This is a genomic window from Flavobacterium sp. SP2, assembly GCF_057626655.1.
This window is the reverse complement of sequence record NZ_JBVHBT010000006.1, coordinates 175351-190967: the sequence shown is the minus strand read 5'-3', so window position 1 is coordinate 190967 and position 15617 is coordinate 175351. Positions and strand designations below refer to the sequence as shown.

The 15617-nt window shown below is 35.2% G+C and carries 17 protein-coding genes; 8 read left to right on the top strand and 9 right to left on the bottom strand.

What is annotated here, in order from left to right; translation table 11 throughout:
• Positions 1–66 precede the first annotated feature (66 nt).
• The 4 genes from ACZ098_RS13445 (at position 67) to ACZ098_RS13430 (ending at position 3421) form a co-directional block, all read left to right on the top strand.
• Complete coding sequence (locus ACZ098_RS13445; RefSeq protein WP_487312271.1) at positions 67–1254, top strand: pyridoxal phosphate-dependent aminotransferase; 1188 nt, start codon at positions 67–69, stop codon at positions 1252–1254.
• Between the two features lie 183 nt (positions 1255–1437).
• Positions 1438–1929 (top strand): phosphoribosylaminoimidazolesuccinocarboxamide synthase, encoded by a 492-nt coding sequence (locus ACZ098_RS13440; RefSeq protein ID WP_487312270.1) that lies wholly within the window; start codon positions 1438–1440, stop codon positions 1927–1929.
• Positions 1929–3092, top strand: a complete 1164-nt coding sequence (purT, locus tag ACZ098_RS13435) for a formate-dependent phosphoribosylglycinamide formyltransferase (RefSeq protein ID WP_487312269.1) — start codon at positions 1929–1931, stop codon at positions 3090–3092. The genes ACZ098_RS13440 and purT overlap by 1 nt, the downstream gene beginning before the upstream one ends.
• A 2-nt stretch (positions 3093–3094) precedes the next feature.
• On the top strand, positions 3095–3421 hold the full coding sequence (locus ACZ098_RS13430; protein WP_487312268.1) for a DUF6370 family protein: 327 nt from the start codon (positions 3095–3097) through the stop codon (positions 3419–3421).
• 29 nt (positions 3422–3450) lie between these two features.
• Here the strand turns inward: ACZ098_RS13430 and ACZ098_RS13425 are convergent, their stop codons facing one another.
• The gene (locus ACZ098_RS13425) at positions 3451–4008 is read right to left on the bottom strand and encodes a sugar O-acetyltransferase (protein WP_487312267.1); all 558 of its coding nucleotides are present in this window, start codon (positions 4006–4008) and stop codon (positions 3451–3453) included.
• A 145-nt stretch (positions 4009–4153) separates the two neighbouring features.
• Here ACZ098_RS13425 and ACZ098_RS13420 point away from each other — a divergent pair, with 145 nt between their 5' ends.
• The gene (locus ACZ098_RS13420) at positions 4154–6145 is read left to right on the top strand and encodes a tetratricopeptide repeat-containing sensor histidine kinase (protein WP_487312266.1); all 1992 of its coding nucleotides are present in this window, start codon (positions 4154–4156) and stop codon (positions 6143–6145) included.
• A gap of 1 nt (position 6146) precedes the next feature.
• On the top strand, positions 6147–6770 hold the full coding sequence (locus tag ACZ098_RS13415; RefSeq protein ID WP_487312265.1) for a response regulator: 624 nt from the start codon (positions 6147–6149) through the stop codon (positions 6768–6770).
• Between the two features lie 91 nt (positions 6771–6861).
• On the opposite strand, the gene ACZ098_RS13410 is transcribed toward ACZ098_RS13415, so the two are convergent.
• Positions 6862–8532, bottom strand: a complete 1671-nt coding sequence (locus ACZ098_RS13410) for a T9SS type A sorting domain-containing protein (protein ID WP_487312264.1) — start codon at positions 8530–8532, stop codon at positions 6862–6864.
• 368 nt (positions 8533–8900) lie between these two features.
• On the opposite strand from ACZ098_RS13410, the gene ACZ098_RS13405 reads away from it, so the two are divergent.
• Positions 8901–9476 (top strand): Crp/Fnr family transcriptional regulator, encoded by a 576-nt coding sequence (locus ACZ098_RS13405; protein WP_487312263.1) that lies wholly within the window; start codon positions 8901–8903, stop codon positions 9474–9476.
• Between the two features lie 15 nt (positions 9477–9491).
• Here the strand turns inward: ACZ098_RS13405 and ACZ098_RS13400 are convergent, their stop codons facing one another.
• The 3 genes from ACZ098_RS13400 to ACZ098_RS13390 are packed head-to-tail and all read right to left on the bottom strand — an operon-like array spanning position 9492 to position 11176.
• Complete coding sequence (locus tag ACZ098_RS13400) at positions 9492–9965, bottom strand: DUF1905 domain-containing protein (RefSeq protein ID WP_487312262.1); 474 nt, start codon at positions 9963–9965, stop codon at positions 9492–9494.
• Positions 9966–10019: 54 nt separating this feature from the next.
• A complete protein-coding gene (locus ACZ098_RS13395) occupies positions 10020–10148 on the bottom strand; it encodes a hypothetical protein (protein ID WP_487312261.1) in 129 nt (42 codons plus the stop codon).
• On the bottom strand, positions 10142–11176 hold the full coding sequence (locus ACZ098_RS13390; protein WP_487312340.1) for an endonuclease domain-containing protein: 1035 nt from the start codon (positions 11174–11176) through the stop codon (positions 10142–10144). Before ACZ098_RS13390 ends, ACZ098_RS13395 begins: the two co-directional genes overlap by 7 nt.
• A 107-nt stretch (positions 11177–11283) precedes the next feature.
• Here ACZ098_RS13390 and dcm point away from each other — a divergent pair, with 107 nt between their 5' ends.
• The gene (gene dcm, locus ACZ098_RS13385) at positions 11284–12522 is read left to right on the top strand and encodes a DNA (cytosine-5-)-methyltransferase (RefSeq protein ID WP_487312260.1); all 1239 of its coding nucleotides are present in this window, start codon (positions 11284–11286) and stop codon (positions 12520–12522) included.
• On the opposite strand, the gene ACZ098_RS13380 is transcribed toward dcm, so the two are convergent.
• The 4 genes from ACZ098_RS13380 to ACZ098_RS13365 all read right to left on the bottom strand — a co-directional run bounded on the left by ACZ098_RS13380 (position 12498) and on the right by ACZ098_RS13365 (position 15432).
• Complete coding sequence (locus ACZ098_RS13380; protein ID WP_487312259.1) at positions 12498–13262, bottom strand: Eco47II family restriction endonuclease; 765 nt, start codon at positions 13260–13262, stop codon at positions 12498–12500. The two genes, dcm and ACZ098_RS13380, sit on opposite strands and share 25 nt — an antisense overlap.
• An 81-nt stretch (positions 13263–13343) precedes the next feature.
• Positions 13344–13538 (bottom strand): hypothetical protein, encoded by a 195-nt coding sequence (locus tag ACZ098_RS13375; protein ID WP_487312258.1) that lies wholly within the window; start codon positions 13536–13538, stop codon positions 13344–13346.
• A gap of 378 nt (positions 13539–13916) precedes the next feature.
• Positions 13917–14414 (bottom strand): hypothetical protein, encoded by a 498-nt coding sequence (locus ACZ098_RS13370; RefSeq protein ID WP_487312257.1) that lies wholly within the window; start codon positions 14412–14414, stop codon positions 13917–13919.
• Between the two features lie 229 nt (positions 14415–14643).
• On the bottom strand, positions 14644–15432 hold the full coding sequence (locus ACZ098_RS13365; protein WP_487312256.1) for a C1q-like domain-containing protein: 789 nt from the start codon (positions 15430–15432) through the stop codon (positions 14644–14646).
• Positions 15433–15617: the final 185 nt, after the last annotated feature.

Here is a 15617-nt window from a genome sequence, read left to right as displayed (position 1 = left end):
TCTAAAGACGTATTTTTGTACGTCTTTTTTATTTACAACAATTTACAGCACAACTAATAACTACCTATGGAACATTTTTTATCAGACAGAATTAACAACCTTTCTACATCACAAACACTTGCTATGGCTGCTTTGGCAAGAGAATTAAAAGCGCAAGGAAAAGATATTATCAGTTTAAGTTTGGGTGAACCCGATTTTAATACACCCGATTTCATTAAAGAAGCGGCAAAAAAAGCCATAGACGAAAACTACTCAACGTATTCTCCAGTTGATGGATATATAGAATTGAAAGAAGCCATTTGTCGTAAATTTAAAAGAGATAATAATTTAGAATATAAAGCAGCAAACATTGTAGTTTCTACTGGTGCAAAACAATCTTTATACAACATTGCTCAAGTTTTATTAAATGATGGTGATGAAGTAATTCTTCCAGCACCATATTGGGTTTCGTATTCAGAAATCGTAAAAATGTCGGGCGGAATTCCGGTTGAAGTTCCAACTACTATCGAAAATGATTTCAAAATCACGCCACAACAATTGGAAGCAGCAATTACACCAAAAACTAAAATGATTTGGTACAGTTCGCCTTGTAATCCAAGTGGTTCTGTTTATTCTCGCGAAGAATTTACAGCCATTGCCGAAGTATTAAAAAAATATCCAAACATTTTTATTGTAGCAGACGAAATCTACGAACACATCAATTTCTCAGGAACTTTTTGTAGCATCGCATCCATACCGGGAATGTTTGAAAGAACCATTACTGTAAACGGAGTTGCCAAAGCTTTCGCCATGACTGGTTGGAGAATTGGTTACATTGGCGCACCAGAATTCATCGCCAAAGCGTGTACCAAAATGCAAGGTCAAGTAACTTCCGGAGCCAATTCTATTGCACAAAGAGCAACAATAACAGCAGTCGATGCCGATCCAAGCGTACTTAACGAAATGGTTTCCGCCTTCAAAAGCCGTCGCGATTTGGTTGTTGGATTAATCAAAGAAATTCCAGGACTAAAAATAAATACTCCAGAAGGCGCATTTTATGTTTTTCCAGACGTTTCCTCGTTCTTCGGAAAAACGTTACGCGGTACTTTAATCAATAACGCCGACGATTTCTCTATGTATTTACTTTCAGAAGCCAACGTTGCAACTGTAACTGGTGATGCTTTTGGAAACCCAAATTGCATCCGTTTTTCTTACGCAACAAGCGAAGAATTACTTACCGAAGCAATGAGAAGAATCAAAGAAGTTTTAGCATAAATCACAATTGCCTCAATTAAAATTGGGGCTTTTTTAATTACAATTTTTATTTGGGCGTTACCTTTCAGGTCGGGCTTTCGGCACTCGCTTTTATTATTGCTTTAGTCAGCAATAATAAAGAGCTCAAACAAAGCCTCAATCCCTAACGCAAGCATAGCATAAAATACAACAACAGGTTATTTAATGGAAATCGAAAAAACATTTAAAATAAAAACTGGGTATTGTCATATTCTTCCCGATAGAATAGTATTAACACGAGACGGAATTATTGGAAATATTTCACAAACAGTAGTTGGAAATGGAATTTCTAGAATTCTTTTCATTTATTCTGCTTTGGCTATTTTCATACTTTTTTTTGCTTTTCAAGCATATCAAGAAAACAAAATTGCTACAACAATATTTCGTGTTGCAGCTGCTGTGTATTTGTTTTATAAAATTAAACAAAGTAGTAACTATAGCTCAACTTCATCAATCGAAAGAAATAAAATTAAAGAAGTAAAATTCATAAACGCAAAATATGGCGCTACACGTTCAAGGTTTGATGTTCTTTTTGAAGACGAAAATGGAAAAATTAAAACCCGATTAATTCTTCTTCCTGGTTCATTAAATGATGGAGAAAATGAAACAAAAAAAGCATTAGAAATAATGAAAAGCGAAAAAATAATCACATTATAATGGCAAAAATTTTATTATTAGGTTCAGGCGAACTAGGAAAAGAATTTGTAATCGCTGCACAACGCATAGGGCAAACCATAATCGCTGTTGATAATTACGAAAACGCACCAGCAATGCAAGTCGCACACGGTTTTGAAGTAATCAACATGCTTGATGGCGCAGAATTAGATCGAATGGTAGCCAAACATAATCCCGATTTCATAGTTCCAGAAATCGAAGCCATAAGAACCGAACGTTTTTATGACTACGAAAAACAAGGAATTACAGTAGTTCCATCTGCAAAAGCGGCAAATTTTACAATGAACAGAAAAGCAATTCGCGATTTGGCTGCCAAAAAATTAGGATTAAAAACGGCGAATTACCGTTATGCAACCTCAGTTTCAGAATTGCAAAAAGCAGTTGAAGAAGTTGGGATTCCCTGTGTGGTAAAACCATTAATGAGTTCTTCTGGAAAAGGACAATCAACAATAAAAGCCCAAGAAGATATTGAGAAAGCTTGGAGCTACGCTGTCGAAGGTTCGCGTGGCGATGTGGTAGAAGTTATTGTAGAAGCATTTGTAAAATTCAATTCAGAAATCACTTTGCTAACTGTAACTCAAAACAACAATCCAACCTTGTTCTGCGCGCCAATTGGCCACAGGCAAGAACGTGGTGATTATCAAGAAAGTTGGCAACCAGCACGAATTTCTGACAAAGATTTATTTGAAGCGCAAGACATGGCAGAAAAAGTAACTGAAGCTCTTGGTGGCGCTGGACTTTTTGGTGTAGAATTTTTCTTGGCTGATGATGGGGTTTATTTCTCAGAATTATCTCCAAGACCACACGACACCGGAATGGTAACTTTAGCTGGGACGCAAAACTTCAACGAATTTGAATTGCATCTTCGTGCGATTTTAAGCTTGCCAATCTTCGAAATTACTTTAGAAAAAAATGGAGCAAGTGCCGTAATTTTAGCTTCAGAGAATTCTACAAACCCAACTTTCTCGGGAATTGAAAATATCGCTTCTTTACCAAAAACCGATTTTCGTATCTTTGGTAAACCAACCTCAAGACCTTACCGAAGAATGGGCGTTTCATTAGTAAATGACACGTTAGAAACACCAATTGAAGAAGTAGTTGAGAAAGCTAAAAGTGCTGCAAAATTAATAACTATAAAATACTAATTATGAAATCAATTGCAACTGTATTATTTATTCTAACTTTTAGTTTAGGATTTGCACAAGACAAAAAAGAAACACCAAAAACTCAAATTGTAGAAGCTTCTTGCGGACAGTGTCAGTTTGGAATGACCAGCAAAAAAGGTTGTGACTTAGCCATAAGAATTGACGGAAAAAGCTACTTCGTTGAAGGCACGAAATTAGACGATCATGGCGATGCTCATGCTGCAGACGGATTTTGCTCTGCCATAAGAAAAGCCGAAGTTGCTGGCGAAATTGTAAATGAAAAATACGTAGCAACTTCCTTTAAGTTATTGCCTCAAGAAAAAAAATAATACTAAAGCGGAATTCATTTTCCGCTTTTTTATTCATTCAGTTTTCTAATCACCTTCGCTGGATTTCCAACCGCAAGTGAATTGTCTGGAATATCTTTTGTAACAACACTTCCAGCACCAATGGTAACGCCATTTCCGATAGTGACTCCTGGACAAATTACTGAGTTTCCTCCAATCCAACAATCATTTCCAATTGAAACTGGCTTAGAAAATTCTACCGTTCGTCTTTCAATTGCATCAAGTGGATGTGTTGCAGTATAAACTTGTACACTTGGACCAAAGAAAACATTGTCTCCAATAGTAACTTTCATAGTGTCTAAAACCACGCAGTTTACATTAAAATACACATTTTCACCCGAATGAATGTTGTAACCATAATCGCAATGAAATGGTGGTTCTATGTAGAGTCGCTTGTGCGCATTAGGCATCAGCTGACGCAAAATATTTCTTGCATTGCCATTCATTAGATATTCGGTGACATTCAACTTGTGTAATAATTTCTTGGCGAAAGTGCGTTCAGAAACTAAAACTTTATCGTTGGCAAGATAGTTTTCGCCATCCAACATTTTTTCTTTTTCGGTTTTCATTTCTTATGGTATTTATTTGTAGTTCAAATATAGCATTTTGTCCATAATTGCAACTAAATTTTATTTAGGGGTTTCTACGTGAATTTTAATGAAAATTTTGTTATTAATTTGAAATAGATACATTTGTTTAAAATACCAATCTACAATGACCGTAAAAAAAATAGTACTATTCTTTATTTTGGGTATCAGTTTCTGTTTCTTCCAATCTTGTAAGGAAGAAAAACCGACTAGCGTAGTATATGAAAAGCCAGTTGAAAAAGAAGATGCTACAATGGCATGGCTTCATAAGGTAGAGCATTATCGCAAAACCAAAAATTATTTGCCTGTATTTTATAAGTATTACAATCAAAAAATAAAAGATAAAGATTATCTAAAAGCGACTAAAGTATTAGATATTGCTTGTGTTTTTCTTGCCGATTCTTATGATTTTAATGACAAGTTTATGCAAACGGTCAAAGAGTTTGATGCAAAATACCGAAAAGAAGTTCCAGCCCTAAAAACCACTTTTGTAGACGCTTACATTGCCAACTACTATTTTGATAAATACGACTTAATCAAGGTTGAAGAATACTTTAAAAAAGTAACCGCGCTAGAGCCAAATGACTATAACAGTTGTTACAATATTGCTCGAGCCTATTACGATTTGTCGTATTTGTATTATATAAAAGGAAAGCAAAATCTTAGTTTAGAAGCCAATCAAAAGGCGTTCGAATATTTTAGCAAGATTGATAATCCTAAAGGATTGGCCTTTGTATATTCTAATTATGCTAATATTTATACTGCTATTGGTGATAAAAAAAGAGCCATTCATAATGCCGACAAGGCAATTCAGTCGTATAAAAGTATCGATAACACGTATAATGTATATATTGGATTAATCAATAAAATTTCGATTTATGATTTTCTAAACGATACACGAAAAGCAGCTTTGATTGACTCAACGTACCAAGCCTATTTTAAAACTAATGATAATAACGATGTTTTAAAGATAAAGTTATATGGTTTTAAAGTCGATAATCTTATTAATGAAAATAAATTAGACGAAGCAAAGAAGACTTTAGACACGTTTAAAGCTCTTGTTGAGAAAGTAGGTTCGGATGATTTTATTCAAGAATATAAAGTTTCAGAGGCTTTGTATCAGATAAAGAAAGATCCTAACTATTCGGATTTTGATGACATCAAGAAGGCGTTACCCACGTTAATTACCAATCAGCAATATGAAAAAGTAAATATGTTTTACGGCGTATTACAAAAAAGCGCTATTGAAAATAACGATTATAAAGACGCCTTGCGTTATGAGAAAGAAAAGAAAGTTATTGCCGATAGCATTGGAAATATAGCCACAAAAGGTAAAATAGCCGAATTGGAAGCGATATATCAAACTCAGAAAAAAGAACAACAAATAGCGCTTCAAGAAAAGACAATTATAAACAAAAACACCACCATAGCATTGTTAGCCTCTTTATTTATCGGAATGTTGTTGACTGTAGTAATTTATAGTACCAAACAAAAGCAAAAAAAATTGAAACTCGAAAAACTTAATGCCCAAGAATATACCAAACAATTGTTGGACAAAACTGAGGAAGAGCGCAAACGTATTGCAAGCGATTTGCACGATAGTGTAAGTCATGAGTTGTTGAGTTTGAAAAATTTATTTCAAGAGAAGAATGACATTACCAATGAAAAGATAGATTCGATTATCAATGATATTCGTATTATTAGTCGAAACTTACATCCAATAATGTTTGATAAAATTGGTTTGCAATCTAGTATCGAACAGCTTGTAGAACGCACGCAATCGGTAAATAATTTTATGGTTACAGCAGAAATTGAATATCAGAATTCGTTGTCTTCATCCAATGAGTTACAAGTGTATCGTATTGTGCAAGAATCGTTATCGAATATTATAAAATATGCTAACGCCATTGCGGCTAAAATTACTATTATAGACAAAACAGATAGCATATTTATTGAGATAAAAGACAATGGAAAAGGATTTGATGTTGCCGAAACTCTTGCTGGTAAACACGCTTTCGGTTTGCACAATATTATCGAACGCAGCAGAGCTATTGGTGGCGAAGCCAAAATAATTTCGGATAAAAACGGAACAATTGTAACTGTTGAAATAAAAAAATAATATGCGAATTCTAATTGCTGATGATCATCCATTTACGTTACAAGGAACCAAAAGTTTTGTAGAATCTTATGGATACAAAGTTATCGATACCTGTTCAAACGGAATATCGGCTTTCAATTCTATTTCTATGCATGCACCAGATATCGCTATTTTAGACATCAATATGCCCGGATTAGACGGTTTGGATGTGGCCAAAAAAGTGCAAGAGCATAAGCTCAAAACTAAAGTTGTTTTATTGACCATGCACAAAGAAATGACCATTTTCAATAAAGCTACCGAATATGAAATTTACGGCTATATTCTTAAAGAATATGCACATACGGAACTGGAAAAGTGTTTGGCGGAAGTTGGGAAAGGTAATAGATATACTAGCGAACATTTAAACGAAGATTTAATTTTAGATGTGGCAAATGGAAACGACGCTTTGACTAGTCTAACGCTTACAGAAAAAAAAGTCATCGAACTTATTGCGCAACAAAAAACGAGCAAACAAATTGCCGAATTGTTATTTCTTTCCGATAGAACAGTTGAAGGACATCGGGCGAACATTATTTCGAAATTGGGTTTGCCTAAAGAGAAAAATGTATTGCTCATGTGGGCTTTGCAAAACTTCAAAACCAAATAAAATAGTAAATAAACTATAAAGTAATAAGATAATTTTTCAAACAAGTAGGTAAAAAAAAATGGGTCGTTTTTGACCCATTTTTTAGTTGTTGTTATTTCTTTATTGCTTTTGTAGTAACAATGCTGCCGTCTTCCATGTTCATTGTTAGTATATACAGTCCTGATTTTAATTCTGCCAAATTGATGCTTTGTTGCGGTTTAGCAATCGTTTTTATCAATTTTCCTGTAACATCGGTTATCAAAATTGATTGTATTTCTTGCGCATAATCTAAATTGATAAAATCGGTAAATGGCATCGGATAGATTTTAAATTTCTGAGCTGTAGCTTCACCAGTTGACAATAATGGTTGCAGTGTAACAGTGACTTTCCAAGAATTGTTGTCTACTTTGTTGAAATCGGCATTACAAGCAGAGCTTCCATAAGTTCTCCAAGCTCTAAGTTCGAAATTTACATTTCCAGTAAGACCGTTTGCAATAGTCAAGCCAGTTCGGTTGTAAGAATATGTTCCTGTTGTACTTCCAACGCCTGAACTTATCGCTCCTTCTGCAGTAGAATTTGTGGTACACACTAATAATGATTTTTGTTCACTCATGTATCCATTACTTACAGTAGTCATGCTGTAGGAAACATTGGTAGAAGCAATTTGATATCCAGTTGGTACACTTACTGTTAACGAACCTGGACATGCTGTTGTACTTGTAACTGTTGGTCCAGAAGAAAACTCGGTATTGATATCGCCAGACGTATACGTGGTTACCACTTGACCTGTAGTGAACATTCTCAGTTGCCAGAATCCTTGTTGTGCGCCACAGTTAGAGCGTACCCATAAGTAATACGTTGCTCCTGTGTTAAGACCAGTTAATGTTAACGTTGTTACACCAGCAGCAACGCTACCTGTTGGTGTTGTCGTAGCAGTAGGTTGTGGTGTGGCAGTTGTACTGTAGTAATAATCATATCCAGAGGAAGGTGCACTTGCTGGTGCTGTCCAATTGAAGGTTCCACCATCGGTAGTAGAAGTGTAAGTTATGTTACTTGGTCCAGGACAACTTGTGTAGGCATCGGCAGAGAAACCAAATACATTCGGAATCCCACCTGTTCCAACTTTAGTTACCGTTACACTTTGTACCAATTTAGACTGGTTACCTACGCTAATAGCCAAAGGCAGTTGATACAACCTTGGGTTGGTACCGCCGCCAGTTTCTAAATTATTGTTGGTAAGATTAATTCTTCCAATACCTTGAATTGCAAAATTAGTTCCACCATACCAATCGGCAATGGCAATATTGGTGAAAGTTTGCGTAGTCGCATCTGTAAAATTCACTGTTGCATTTACGGTACAAGCACCACTACCGCCTGTAGCCAACATGTATAAATTGACTGCTGCCAAAGGTGTTGAAAAAACTAAAGTGCCCGAGTCGTTTGTATTTTGAAGGCGTAGTGCATTGTTACCGCTATACGGTGCCAATTGATAGGTTAATCCTGCTGGAGTAGTTGCTGCGCTAGTAAAAAGTCCGTTGATTGGTAAGCCATACGTTAAGGTAGGACTGGTAGAAGTCAATTGAAAATCTCTTGAGATAAATGCGTAACTCACTCCATCAACATCTGTATTTGTTGAGGTTGTAGCAGCGCCAACGCCATTGGCAATTACGTCGGCATTAAAACCGCTCTGGATGGAAATTGTTTGTAAGTTTTGAGCTGTACTACTCGGAGCGACCAGAAAAATTAAGGCAATCGAAGTAATGAATTGTAATGTTTTTTTCATAAAGTGTTGTTTAGAAGTTAATTTGGCAACAATTTACAATATATCAGTTAAATAATGTAATTTTTTTTTATTTTCTTAGATAATTTGTCGCTACTATTTGTAATCTTAACTAATAAAATGCAAAAATTTCGCAAGTAATTATACTCTTGTTTTAGTTACAGCACGTGATTAGACGTTAAAATTTATATTGTTTAGACTAACAGAACTACTATTTGAACTACTAAACGATGTTAAAAGAATTCTTTGTAGTATTTAATAAAATTTCAATTTTGTATCTTTGAAGATGTCGAGTTACCAACAGCGCTATTCGTAAATAAAATTGCCGAAAGAGTCAATTATTGCCAACCCTCTAAGAAAATATTTGTACAATGAGACCTATTCTTCAAAACATATCCAAAATCATTTCGTTAACGCCAGAAGAAGAAGCATTGTTTGTATCTAAATTAGAAACAAAGAAATTTAAAGCCAAAACCATACTGCTAAGTTCAGGCGAAATATGTACTGAGGGCTATTTTGTAAATTCAGGATTGCTACGAAGTTTCAACATCAACGACAATATTGTTGAGCATGTATTGAGTTTTGCTTGTGAAGGTTGGTGGATTGGTGATATGTACAGTTTGCTTTCGCAAAAACCCGGTAATCTTTTTATTGAAGTTTTAGAAGATGCTGAAGTCGAAATTCTAAGTAAGAAAAATCAAGAGCAATTGTATCTCAAAATTCCAAAGTTGGAGCGATTTTTTAGAATTTTAATCGAAAATTCGTTAATTGCCAATCAAGAACGGTTGATGGATAATTTGAGTTTGACTGCCGAAGAACGTTTTGAGAAGTTTTGTAAAAAATACCCAACGTTGTTACAAAAAGTCCCTCAGAAACAAATAGCATCTTTCATTGGTGTGACACCCGAGTTTTTTAGTAAAATGAAAGCTAGGATGTTGAAGAAGTAATAACTTGCAGTTGCATCAAGTGTGGCGTTCCAACCTTGCAATATATTTCAAAATGAGTGCTACTTTTTGCTCTTCACTTGTACAGCTATTTACAGCAGTAATCATTTCGTTTTGTGCAATAACCTGAAGTTGGTTAAAGGTATTTAAAACACCAGCATCTTTAAAACAGTCCAAAAGTATATTGTGGTTGTTTATTGGCGCAACGTTTTGATTTGTTAAATACAACGTAACCATAACCATTTCACCAGCGCCTTTACCGATACTGTTTCTAATTTCAGAATTTAGCGCCAGTTTCTTATCGGCATTTTTTAGTGGTGCCAAATTCTTGTTGCGTATTTCGTAATCATCTATCGTGCCATTCACTTTTATATCACCCCATTTGCCTTTGATGTCTTTACTATTGGGAATGATGAGTTGGTACGTCCAAGCGCCATTACCTGGAGTGTACAGTATTTCTAAGGGTACGTCTTCTATAATGTACTTTTTCATGCTGCGTTTTAAACTACTATAACTCGTTTATTACAATACGATGGCTATTACCAACTACTCCATAAATTTGATCCCATCTATTTCTTGCATCAACCTGTCGGTTTCGGTAAGTGCCACAATAATTTGTTGATAATGACGAATGTCTTCATAACTCAACGCTCTATCTTTTCGATCCTTCAGCATTTTTGCGCTGGTTGGTAACCACCAATGTAGAAATTCCAAGCTACTTCGGGCACGTTGGCAAAATATTGCGTTTCGTTGATGTATACACTTCCTATATTCCCCTCCTTCGGAGGGGTGCCCGCAGGGTGGGGTGGTGTATTATAGGTACTGATAATAAATTCCTCCAATTTTTTCATAACCAGTTTCATTTGTTGTAGTACTTCTACAACAGGAATATGATACACTTTTAAACCTAAAGACTCAAAATAAGCGTCTCTTTCGGCATCGTATTTTTCTTTGTTGTCGTGGCTCGGACCATCAATTTCGATGATTAGACCTAATTTTTTTACATAAAAATCTACAATGTAATTACCTATAATCCGTTGCCTATCAAAATCTATGTTGTAAAACTGCCCTTTATGGACTTGCATCCAAAATAAGACTTCTGAAAGATTTTCAGCTTGTCTTAATTCTTTAGCTCTTGGTTTAAGTTTTATGTTGCACGGCAAATCTAATTTTGGATTAAAGTAGATGGGAGTGGAGTTTATCATTACATCTTGAACCACCCCACCCTTCGGGCACCCCTCCAGAGGAGGGGAATTTACGCCCTCGTTAAAAATTGTGTTTGTTTTTTCAAATCGCGGTTTTATAACTATGTTATCACCATCTTCAGGATATTGCGTAATTAATTTATCTACTACTTCGCTTTCTAGCAAATGTATCTCACGCAACTGACTTCCTAAATCTACTAAATCAATAAATTGACGTTGGTTTTTTGGATAAGGAACTCTAGGAAAATCAATTTTTAAAAACTCTTTGTATTTTTCTCTATAACTTGGCGAATGTAATACGGCATAGATATAATCTAAAATGTCAATTGGACAAAGCATATTTTCTTCTGCCGTTTGTTTATTATGATCGGGTTTTTCAGGTGAAAAAAACATACCCAAATCAGTAGCCATTTTATTGACTATTTCCATGTTTAAATTGGGCGTGCGAACTACTTCGTCTAATAAACTTTGTTGGGTCGTGGTTTCGGGGTAGAGTATGCGAGTTTTATAATAAACTAATTGGTTAATTTTTCTGTATAATCATATAGTTATTAATTTTTTTCTTTTAAATTTGTAACCATTGTGTAAGGTTAAATAATTTGGTTATGAATGAGTATATGACGCTGTCCGAAACTTCTGAATATATCGGAAAAAGTAAAGAAACTTTAAGACGTTGGGATAAAGAAGGAAAATTGCCAGCTGTCCGTGAACCAATGAGTAATTACAGAGTTTATAGAAAATCTGATGTTGATACATTATTCTCAGAATTTTTAAATGAAGAAATAAATGAAAAAATTTCAAACTATGTTGAACCGCATAATGAATATACAGTTTTGGAGCTTTTCGCTGGAGCTGGAGGTTTAGCTGTTGGTATGGAGAAAGCTGGTTTGAAATGTGTAGCTTTAAATGAAATTGATAAATGGGCTTGCAACACTTTGAGAAAAAACCGCCCGAATTGGAATGTTTTAGAAGGCGATATTAAATCTTTTAGTTTTACAGAATATAAAAATAAAGTTGATATTGTAACTGGTGGATTTCCTTGCCAAGCATTTAGTTATGCTGGGAAAAAATTAGGTTTAGCTGACGCAAGAGGAACTTTATTTTATGAGTTTGCAAGAGTTGTAAAAGAAGTAAATCCTCCAATTTGTATTGGTGAAAATGTTCGTGGTTTATTAAGTCATGAAAATGGTAAAACCCTTCAAGGAATGATTTCTATTTTGGATGAAATAGGTTATAATGTTGTTCCTGTTCAAGTTCTTAAGGCAATTAATTTTAATGTTCCACAAAAAAGAGAACGATTAATTTTAGTTGGAATTAGAAAAGACATTGATTTGAAATATGAATATCCAAATCCTTATAAGAAAGTTTATAATTTAAAAGATGCTCTGAAAAAAGGCGAATTATTTGATTGTGATGTTCCAAAATCTGAAGGTGCAAAATATCCAAAAAGTAAGATTGATGTTTTAGATTTAGTTCCGCAAAAAGGTTATTGGAGAGATTTGCCTGTTGATATTCAAAAGGAGTTTATGGGCGGAAGTTTCCATCTTGGTGGTGGAAAAACTGGAATTGCAAGAAGAATAGGTTGGGACGAACCTTGTTTAACGTTAACTTGTAGTCCAGCACAAAAACAAACTGAAAGATGTCATCCCGAAGAAACTCGACCGTTTACGGTTCGAGAATATGCGAGAATTCAAACTTTCCCTGACGATTGGAAATTTGAAGGTTCTGTTGCGCAACAATATAAGCAAATTGGAAATGCCGTTCCTGTTAATTTAGGAAAAGAAGTTGGTTATTCAATTGTTAAGTTCTTGAATAGCTATTACAATTTGTCAAAACCTAAATAATAACTGTAATTTTCAAAAGTTATTTGGTCTAAGATTGTTCTTTTTGAAGTTTTAGTTTCCTTTTTGATTTCGTCTAATGCAGAATTTTCTTTTACAGATTCATTTTTTTCAACTGAATTAAGATAGTCTTTTACTGCAATTGGAAGATTTTTGTATAGTTGAAAAAGTGCATTTTCTTTTCCTGAAAGTAATGCATAGAATTGGTCGCCTGAAATTTTGTAAACTCTGCTGTGGCTGTATTCTTTTCCGTTAATTTCACCTTTCCAAAGTTCACAGAAACTACTTTTTGCTAAAACTTGAACCCAATAACATTTGCATTTTTTGTAAGTGTCAGCATATCTTGATAGTTTTTGAAAAAGAGCTTCTGCTGAACTGCTATTCATTGTATTGTGTTTGTTTTTAATATCTGCGAACAAAGTATCATCTTTTGCTTTTATATCAAAACCACTCAAATTTCCAACCTCAAAACCATTTATTCCACCTAATATTTGCTCGTGAAAAGTTCCAATAGAATTGTTTATAGATTTGTCAATTTGCCTTAATATTTCAGCTTGAATTAAACTTTCTTCATCAATATCATTGAATTTAGCATCAAAGGTTAATTTTATAGTGTCAACTTTATTATTGTAAAAATTCTTTTTTGTAATGTTGTTTTTGGCTTTTAAGTATGCCTTGTGAAGATTTGCTACGCAATCTAAAAAGTGTTCATCTGAAATAAAATCTACATACTTATTTTTCATTTTTTTTATTGAGTTTTGTTTTCAATTGCTAAAATATAAATTAAATGTATATATTCTAGGATAAAACTTTTAACAGTTGTTTTAAAATAATAAATAAAGATTGTTCAACACATAATCTGGTGCGCCACAAGCTACTCTTGCTGGTTCGTTGGTAACCAATATCTCAGGTAAAATAGCCATAATAAGGTTGGCTAAATCGCCACGGTACGAATGTTCGCGAGCGTTGCCGGTGCGGTACAACGTGTCTATTTTGGTAAGGTAGTGTGCAAGTGTCATAATAACCTTTGTTTTTTAAAAAAGTAAACATACAATTAAAATCAAAAATAGCATAGTGCCGCAGCAGTTGTTTTTATAAAAACAACACCAATTGGCACATACCAACGGTATACAATAATAAAAACCACGATCACTTGTGGGACTAGCCCCAAATATGAGGTGTACAACCCCATGCATGACGTAGAAAGCTCCACGTTTGACATGAACAACCTCAAGATTAACGTTATATAACCCCAAATTTTATGTATAAGACCCCAAGTATGGCGTTAAGATTGCCAAATTTGGGGTTGCGAACCCCAAGTATGGCGTAGTTGGGCTACTGTGCATAAAAAACCCTTTCGGTTTAGCGAAAGGGTTGTGTGGTGTGCTAGTTTTGTATTAGGTCGTTGGCGTGTCTGGCGGTGTTGGTGTGCTGTTGGTAGTCCCAGTACGGTTAAAAAATTGTGCCATTTGGGTTACTTTGTTCTCAAAACCTGCAGCTTTGGTACCGGCTTTGTATTGGCTGTAGCCATAATCGGTGAGCGCTGCTTGGTAGTTGTCGTAATCGTGCAAAATTTTGTTGTTGGTTAGTCCATCAATAATGTTTTGTAATCGGGCTACGGTAGCTTCAATAAAATTGCGCGAGTCGAAATCGTTTTGAAACTCTACCCAATCAACATCGGCACTACTCAAGGCTGGTTGGCTGTTGCGGTAGTCTAGCGCTTTGTTTACGATAAGCTTGTTTTGCTCGTTTATGCTGCCGTACTTGCGGCGTTCGTCGGGCGTTAGGTTCCTGAAATTTGCGCTTAGCGTTGTTTCTAAGCTAGTTAATGCGTCTTGTGCGGCTGTTTTTTCGGCAGCGGTGTAATGCACGTTGGTTAAATTCTCAAAAGGCATGGTAAATTGGGTTTAAGTGTTAATAAATTGATTATTATTCAAACATAAATATAAATTTTTATACTTAATATAGCGATACGTGTAAATTTATTAACAATAGTGCATGATAACTTTTGGAGGCTTGGAGACGTTGCTGTGCTAGTGTAAAAAAAAGAAACCCGAATGGTGGTACATTCGGGTTTATGATTCATTACCTAAAAAAAAACTTTCCGTAGCTTTTTTGTTGTTGTTACAACAATTTTACCACTGTAAAATTGGTACTGCCGTTAGTGCTATTAATAGGTTGTACGGCTGTACTATTTTGATAAAAACGGATTGAAAATACTTGCCCAGCAGTTAAATAAACTTGGGTCGTTAATGTGCCTCTGTTCTGCGTGCCAGGAAGTGACAAGGCTGAAGCCGTAGCTGTTCCTAAAAAATCGGGTCCTAAAACAGTGTCGGTATTACTCGTATTATTTATAAAATCATTGTTCACATCTAAATAAGGGATAATAGCTGCTGTTGTAACAGGAGGTGCTGTAATTACTTGCACACTCACTAAATATAAACCAGCAGAAGGTGCGGTAAAAACGCCTGTTGTTGCGTTGTATGCTGCGCCAACATTTGCAGCTACACTACCGAAACAATTGGCAATAACAGGACTTGGATTTATTGAAGGGGTTGTTGTAGCAAATGGTACTGTAATAGCTGAATTAGCAGAGGCACGCACCAATAAAGTTGGACCACTACTCGCAGAGCTACCACCAACAACTTGCCAATTCGGAGTAGCTGGCGTACCAGCATTATAATAAAATCCTGGGGTATTGTCGGTTTGAAAAATCATAAGACCTGTTGCTGGACTAGCAATAGCATTGCGGTTCGCTTGTGTCATTCTCGGTACTAAAACCCCTTGGTTGGTACTTTTTAAATCCAATAGTGCCGAGTTGTCTGCTGCGCTACCATCAGTATTGATGGCTACAGATTGTGCTGTTGCGTTTAATGCAATAAGGCTAAGGCCTAAAAAGAAAAGTTTTTTCATTGGTGTGATATATTTTAATAGTGAGCAAAGATTGGTGTATCTTGATGCGTTTTTTATTTTAATTTATTATTGACTGAACCAAAAGAAAGGATTACTTCGTCTGTTCGCTTCGCTCGGGTCGTGCGGTAGCATATACTTGTTTAAAGTTATTCCTGTTTTAGTTTGCCGCGTTGCAAACGCTACGA

What these genes read in the sequence shown, in the direction of transcription:
- ACZ098_RS13445 (WP_487312271.1), top strand. Translation starts at nt 67, where the DNA reads ATGGAACATTTTTTATCAGACAGAATTAACAACCTTTCTACATCACAA.
- ACZ098_RS13440 (WP_487312270.1), top strand. Translation starts at nt 1,438, where the DNA reads ATGGAAATCGAAAAAACATTTAAAATAAAAACTGGGTATTGTCATATT.
- purT (WP_487312269.1), top strand. Translation starts at nt 1,929, where the DNA reads ATGGCAAAAATTTTATTATTAGGTTCAGGCGAACTAGGAAAAGAATTT.
- ACZ098_RS13430 (WP_487312268.1), top strand. Translation starts at nt 3,095, where the DNA reads ATGAAATCAATTGCAACTGTATTATTTATTCTAACTTTTAGTTTAGGA.
- ACZ098_RS13425 (WP_487312267.1), bottom strand. Translation starts at nt 4,008, where the DNA reads ATGAAAACCGAAAAAGAAAAAATGTTGGATGGCGAAAACTATCTTGCC.
- ACZ098_RS13420 (WP_487312266.1), top strand. Translation starts at nt 4,154, where the DNA reads ATGACCGTAAAAAAAATAGTACTATTCTTTATTTTGGGTATCAGTTTC.
- ACZ098_RS13415 (WP_487312265.1), top strand. Translation starts at nt 6,147, where the DNA reads ATGCGAATTCTAATTGCTGATGATCATCCATTTACGTTACAAGGAACC.
- ACZ098_RS13410 (WP_487312264.1), bottom strand. Translation starts at nt 8,532, where the DNA reads ATGAAAAAAACATTACAATTCATTACTTCGATTGCCTTAATTTTTCTG.
- ACZ098_RS13405 (WP_487312263.1), top strand. Translation starts at nt 8,901, where the DNA reads ATGAGACCTATTCTTCAAAACATATCCAAAATCATTTCGTTAACGCCA.
- ACZ098_RS13400 (WP_487312262.1), bottom strand. Translation starts at nt 9,965, where the DNA reads ATGAAAAAGTACATTATAGAAGACGTACCCTTAGAAATACTGTACACT.
- ACZ098_RS13395 (WP_487312261.1), bottom strand. Translation starts at nt 10,148, where the DNA reads ATGCTGAAGGATCGAAAAGATAGAGCGTTGAGTTATGAAGACATTCGT.
- dcm (WP_487312260.1), top strand. Translation starts at nt 11,284, where the DNA reads ATGAATGAGTATATGACGCTGTCCGAAACTTCTGAATATATCGGAAAA.
- ACZ098_RS13380 (WP_487312259.1), bottom strand. Translation starts at nt 13,262, where the DNA reads ATGAAAAATAAGTATGTAGATTTTATTTCAGATGAACACTTTTTAGAT.
- ACZ098_RS13375 (WP_487312258.1), bottom strand. Translation starts at nt 13,538, where the DNA reads ATGACACTTGCACACTACCTTACCAAAATAGACACGTTGTACCGCACC.
- ACZ098_RS13370 (WP_487312257.1), bottom strand. Translation starts at nt 14,414, where the DNA reads ATGCCTTTTGAGAATTTAACCAACGTGCATTACACCGCTGCCGAAAAA.
- ACZ098_RS13365 (WP_487312256.1), bottom strand. Translation starts at nt 15,432, where the DNA reads ATGAAAAAACTTTTCTTTTTAGGCCTTAGCCTTATTGCATTAAACGCA.